Genomic DNA, 2520 nt, shown 5'->3' with positions numbered 1-2520 from the left:
CCGCTCACCGGCGGGGCGGTGAACCCGGCGCGCGTGTTCGGGCCGGCGCTGGTGTCGGGGATGTGGACCAACCACCTGGTGTACTGGGTGGGGCCGCTGCTGGGCGGCGCCCTGGGCGCGCTGGTGCAGCACGCCTTCCTGATGGACCGCGCGCCCTCCGCCGCCACGGCGGAGCACGGCGGGCCCGCGCCCAGCGAGCAGCGCGGCAACCGGTAGGGCGGCTCGGCTCCACCACTCGTCCGACGACCCGGGCCGGAGCCGATTGACGACATAAGTTGGCACCCATAGAATTGCGAGGACGGTCCGTTTCGGCGGGCCGTCCTCCCTCTCGTCTCTCCCGTCCCATCACGGAGCAACACTCCATGCACCGCAGCACCCTTCTCTTCGGCTTCTGCGCCCTTCTCGGCGGCTGCGCGGCGTCCACCAGCACGGTGGCGGCGCGGAGCAGCGACCCCGGCCGCTCGGAGATCGTCGGCAACGGCGGCAACGGCACCGAGATCACCCTGGCGCCCGACATCAGCATGGCGTCGGCGGTGAGCGACCTTCCGCCGGCCCAGCTGTGGGCAGCGCTCCCCGCGGTGTACACGCAGCTCGGCATCGAGCCGAACGTGAACGACCCCGGCACGCGCACGGTGGGCAACCTGCGCTTCACGCCGCACCGCCAGTACAACGGCCAGCCGCTCTCCAAGTACGTGAACTGCGGCATCAGCAACACCACGGGCGCGCCGCTGGCCGACACGTACCTGGTGCGCATGTCGCTGCGCACCACCGTGGAGGCGCAGGGCACGGGCAGCCGCCTGAACACGACCATGGAGGCCACGGCCCGCAACGTGGAAGGCACCAGCACCAGCAACGTGCGCTGCCAGAGCACGGGGCTGCTGGAGCAGCGCATCGCCACCGTAGTCGGCGCGCGGCCCATCGCGCCCAGGTAGGGGGCGGCGTGGGCGGGACGGTCCGGCTACCGGTCTGGCTCGTCCTGCTGCTGGCGGCGTTCGCGGCGTGGGCCGCGCTCGACCGCCTGCTGGTTCCGGGCGTGCGGTGGTACTTCCGCCAGCGCGCCAACCGGGTGATCGACGAGCTGAACACCCGGCTCCGCATAGAGATCCAGCCGTTCAAGCTCACGCGCCGCCAGGCGCTCATCGACCGTCTCCTGTACGACCACAAGGTCCAGGAGGCGGTCGGTTCGTATGCGCGCGAGCACGGCATGCCGCGCCAGGTGGCGATGGCCCGCGCCGCCCGCTACGCCCGCGAGACGGTGCCGGCGTTCAACGCGTACCTGTACTTCCGCGTGGGCTACTGGCTGGCGCGGCGGGTCGCCCGGCTCCTGTACCGCGTGCGCCTGGGCTACTCCGACGAGGAGGGGCTGGCGGGCATCGAGAAGGACGCGACGGTGGTGTTCGTGATGAACCACCGCAGCAACATGGACTACGTGCTGGTCGGCTACCTTGCGGCCAGCCGCGCGGCGCTGAGCTACGCGGTGGGCGAGTGGGCGCGGGTGTGGCCGCTGCACATGCTCATCCGCAGCATGGGCGCGTACTTCATCCGCCGCGGCGGCACGGACGAGCTGTACCGGCGCGTGCTGGAGCGCTACGTCCACATGGCCACGGCGGCGGGCGTGACGCAGGCCGTCTACCCCGAGGGCGGGCTGAGCCGCGACGGGCGCCTGCGGCCGCCCAAGCTGGGGCTCCTGGACTACATCCTCCGCGCCTTCGACCCCGGCGGCGAGCGCGACCTGGTGTTCATCCCCGTGGGCATCAACTACGACCGCACGCTCGAGGACCGCACGCTGCTGCTGGACCTGGAGCCGGACCGGGTCAAGCGCGGCCCGGCAGCGGCGGCGGTGGGGTCGGCGCGGTTCATCGGCCGCAACCTGGGGCTGGCGCTGCGCGGGCAGTGGCACCGCTTCGGGTACGCCTGCGTGAACTTCGGCTCGCCCATCTCCATGCGCGCGTACTGCACGGAGCACGCGGTGGACTTCCGGCGGCTGGACCGCGACGAGCGGCACGAGCGCGTGGCAGAGCTGGGTGGCGCGTTGATGGACGCCGTCGGCGCCGTGGTCCCGGTGCTGCCGGTAGCCCTCGTCTCCACCGTCTTCGTCCGCGACCCGGACGCGCGGCTCGACGAGTTGGAGCTGAAGGCGCGGGTGAACGCACTGATCGCCGAGCTGGAGGGGGCGGGCGCGCGGCTGTACGTGCCCCGCCGCGACCTGGACTACGGCGTGACCGTGGGTCTGCGGATGCTGACGATGCGCCACATGGTGCGCGACGAGGACGGCGTGTACTCGCCGGTGGCGGAGGAGGCGACGCTGCTGCGCTACTACGCGAACTCCATCGCGCACCTGCTGCCGTGATCGGCGGTGGGGCGGCCCTCACCCGGCTCGTAAAACTCGCCTGCCCTCCCCCGCAAGCGCAGGGCTGTTTCATTCAGGGCAACGGTGTATCTTTGCAGCATGAATCTACTGACTGCGTTCGAGCAAATCCCCGAGTTTCGTCGCACAGCCGGGCGTCGCCACAGCTTAGC

At 71.5% G+C, this 2520-nt stretch carries 3 protein-coding genes; all 3 read left to right on the top strand.

Going from position 1 to position 2520, the window contains the following annotated elements; translation table 11 throughout:
* Positions 1–216 (top strand): aquaporin (locus VFE05_07510; GenBank protein HET6229897.1); only part of this gene is annotated, 216 nt, incomplete at its 5' end.
* Between the two features lie 146 nt (positions 217–362).
* On the top strand, positions 363–932 hold the full coding sequence (locus tag VFE05_07505) for a hypothetical protein (protein HET6229896.1): 570 nt from the start codon (positions 363–365) through the stop codon (positions 930–932).
* An 8-nt stretch (positions 933–940) separates the two neighbouring features.
* Positions 941–2350, top strand: coding sequence for a 1-acyl-sn-glycerol-3-phosphate acyltransferase (locus VFE05_07500; protein ID HET6229895.1), 1410 nt, complete (start codon positions 941–943; stop codon positions 2348–2350).
* Positions 2351–2520 lie beyond the last annotated feature (170 nt).

Source organism: Longimicrobiaceae bacterium, from assembly GCA_035696245.1.
Taxonomy (GTDB): domain Bacteria; phylum Gemmatimonadota; class Gemmatimonadetes; order Longimicrobiales; family Longimicrobiaceae; genus DASRQW01.
This window is presented reverse-complemented; position numbering and strand designations above follow the sequence as displayed.